Annotated in this window: 2 protein-coding genes; both read left to right on the forward strand. The window is 43.7% G+C overall.

The window, feature by feature from the left end:
* Positions 1–173: 173 nt before the first annotated feature.
* Positions 174–875, forward strand: coding sequence for an ABC transporter ATP-binding protein (locus ADI58_RS06750; protein WP_049521951.1), 702 nt, complete (start codon positions 174–176; stop codon positions 873–875).
* Between the two features lies 1 nt (position 876).
* Positions 877–3585 (forward strand): ABC transporter permease, encoded by a 2709-nt coding sequence (locus tag ADI58_RS06755; RefSeq protein WP_049521952.1) that lies wholly within the window; start codon positions 877–879, stop codon positions 3583–3585.
* Positions 3586–3638: the final 53 nt, after the last annotated feature.

Below are 3638 nucleotides of genomic sequence, written 5' to 3' on the forward strand. Positions count from 1 at the left end.
GAGCAACCTGCGGCTAGCTTCCTAGTTTGCTCTTTGATTTTCATTGAGTATTAGAAGGCAGTAGTTTGAGACTGCCTTTTAATAAGGATTTGAGAATGTAAGCAGTTTCCAACTAGTTGAAAAAGCGTTATAATGGTAATATGAAGTAATTTGTTTAAGAGAGGGTGGCACTGATGGCTTATATTGAGATGAAACACTGTTACAAGCGTTATCAGGTTGGGGACACGGAGATTGTGGCCAATCGTGATGTGAATTTTGAGATTGAAAAGGGTGAATTGGTTATTATTCTAGGTGCATCTGGTGCAGGTAAGTCAACGGTTCTTAACCTTCTTGGGGGAATGGATACCAATGATGAGGGGGAAGTCTGGATTGATGGTGCCAATATTGCAGACTACAGTTCCCACCAGAGGACCAATTATCGTAGAAATGATGTCGGTTTTGTTTTTCAGTTTTATAATCTAGTTTCCAATCTAACCGCTAAGGAAAATGTGGAGTTGGCTTCAGAAATCGTGACAGATGCCTTGGATCCTGAGCAAGTTTTGACAGATGTAGGTCTGGCTCATCGTCTCAATAACTTTCCAGCCCAGCTTTCTGGAGGGGAGCAACAGCGAGTCTCCATTGCACGCGCGGTAGCCAAAAATCCTAAAATTCTCCTTTGTGACGAACCGACAGGCGCCTTGGATTATCAGACGGGCAAGCAGGTTTTGAAAATCCTCCAAGATATGTCTCGTCAAAAGGGAGCGACGGTAATCATCGTGACTCACAATGGAGCTTTGGCGCCCATTGCTGATCGCGTGATTCATATGCACGATGCCAGTGTCAAGGATGTGGTGATGAACCAGCATCCTCAGGATATTGACAGTTTGGAGTACTAGCATGATTAAGCGAAAAACCTATTGGAAGGACTTAATTCAGTCCTTCACAGGCTCCAAGGGGCGTTTTTTATCCATCTTAACCTTGATGATGCTGGGTTCTTTAGCCCTAGTAGGCCTCAAAGTAACCAGTCCCAACATGGAGGCGACAGCTAATGCTTATTTAACAACTGCTCAAACCTTGGATTTGGCAGTTATGTCTAATTATGGTTTGGATCAAACAGATCAAGAAGAACTAGAACAGATAGAGGGCGCAGAGGTTGAGTTTGGCTATTTGACAGATGTGACTATGGAAAATGGGCTGGATGCCATTCGGCTGTACTCCAAACCAGAGCGAATTTCAACATTTCAGCTAAGAGAGGGACGACTTCCTCAGTCAGACAAGGAAATCGCTTTGGCCACTCATTTGCAAGGCCAATACAGCGTGGGACAGGAGATTAGTTTTAAAGAAAAAGAAGAGGGTCATTCCTCTTTAAAAGACCATGCTTATACCATTACTGGTTTTGTGGATTCAGCTGAAATCCTCTCCCAGCGAGATATGGGCTACGCAGGAAGTGGAAGTGGGACTCTGACAGCCTATGGGGTGATTTTACCTAGTCAGTTTGATCAAAAAGTCTATAATATAGCACGCTTGAAATATCAAGATTTAGCAGGCTTAAATGCTTTTTCATCAGCTTATGAAGAAAAATCCAAGCAACATCAGGAAGACCTTGAACAAGCTTTGTCAGATAATGGCAAGGCACGTCTGCAACTCTTGAAAAAAGAAGGACAAGAATCTCTAGACAAAGGTCAAGAGACCCTTGACAAGGCTGAAACTAATCTGCAGGAAGGCAAGCGTCGTTTAGCAGCTGCTCAAGCTCGTATACAGGCTCAAGAAAGTCAACTAGCCTTGCTTCCTCAAGCCCAGAGAGAGCAGGCTAGTTCTCAACTTACCCAAGCTAAGCAGGAATTGAGCAAGGAAGAGGACAAACTAAAGCAGGCTGAACAAAATCTAGCCCAAGAAAAGGAAAAACTAGAAAAACATCAGCAAGTCTTGGATGATTTAGCTGAGCCCAAGTATCAAGTATATAATCGTCAGACCATGCCTGGCGGTCAAGGCTACCTCATGTACAGTAATGCTTCAGCCAGTATTCGGGCAGTGGGCAATATCTTTCCTGTGGTGCTTTATGCCGTAGCAGCTATGGTGACCTTTACAACTATGACTCGTTTTGTGGATGAAGAGCGAACACATGCAGGGATTTTTAAGGCCTTGGGTTATCGCAGTAAGTATATTATCGCCAAATTTCTCCTCTACGGTCTAGTAGCTGGGACTGTAGGAACAGCTCTAGGTAGTATACTTGGACATTATTTGCTAGCCGGTGTGATTTCAAGTGTCATTACAAAAGGCATGGTGGTGGGAGAAACCCAGATTCAGTTCTATTGGACCTATAGCTTACTGGCTCTTGTCTTGAGTTGGTTGGCGAGTGTGTTACCAGCCTACTTGGTAGCTCGTAGAGAACTTCATGACGAAGCAGCCCAGCTTTTACTGCCTAAGCCTCCTGTTAAAGGAGCTAAAATCTTACTGGAGCGTCTCAGTTTTATCTGGCGTCGTCTCAGTTTTACTCATAAGGTAACAGCTCGCAATATCTTCCGTTATAAGCAGCGGATGTTGATGACGATCTTTGGTGTGGCGGGCTCAGTCGCTCTGCTTTTTGCAGGTTTGGGAATCCAATCCTCTGTAGCAGGAGTTCCGTCTAGACAGTTTCAACAAATCCAACAGTATCAAATGATTGTCTCTGAAAATCCTAGTGCGACTAATCAGGACAAGGCAGAGTTAGAAGAAGTGTTGAAAGGGCAGGATATCCAAGCCTATCAGAAAATCTATTCAAAAACGCTAGACAAAGATTTCAAAGGTAAGGCTGGTCTTCAGACCATTACCCTTATGATGACAGAGAAGGAAGATTTGACTCCCTTTATCCATCTGCAAGACCATCAGCAGGAGCTGACATTAAAAGATGGCGTCGTTATTACAGCTAAACTCGCCCAGCTGGCAGGTGTCAAGGTTGGACAGACTCTAGAAATTGAAGGTAAGGAGCTAAAGGTCACTGCCATTGCTGAGAATTACGTTGGTCACTTTATTTATATGAGTCAAGCTAGCTATGAGCAAATTTACGGACAGCTACCCCAAGTCAACACTTATCTGGTCTCGCTAAGGGATACCAATGCTACTAGTATCGAAAGACAGGCCGGCTTGCTTATGAATCAAACTGCGGTGTCCAGCGTTGTCCAGAATGCTTCAGCCATTCGGCTCTTTGACTCGGTCGCAAGTTCACTCAATCAGACCATGACCATCTTGGTCATCGTGTCGGTTCTGTTGGCTATTGTTATCCTTTACAATCTAACCAACATTAACGTAGCTGAGAGAATCCGTGAACTCTCCACTATCAAGGTTCTCGGTTTTCATAATAATGAAGTTACTCTCTACATTTACCGTGAGACGATTGTGCTGTCCCTTGTGGGAATCGTACTTGGTTTGGTATCTGGTTTCTATTTACACCAATTTTTGATTCAAATGATTTCGCCTGCGACTATTCTCTTTTATCCGCAGGTAGGCTGGGAAGTATATGTTATCCCAGTGGTAGCAGTAAGCACCATTTTAACCTTGCTTGGTTTCTTTGTCAATCATCATCTGAGAAAGGTTGATATGCTTGAAGCTTTGAAATCTGTAGAGTAATACTCAATGAAAATCAAAGAGCAAACTAGGAAGCTAGCCGTAGGTTGCTCAAA

Source organism: Streptococcus mitis (assembly GCF_001074635.1).
In the GTDB taxonomy this organism is placed as follows: Bacteria; Bacillota; Bacilli; order Lactobacillales; family Streptococcaceae; genus Streptococcus; species Streptococcus mitis_E.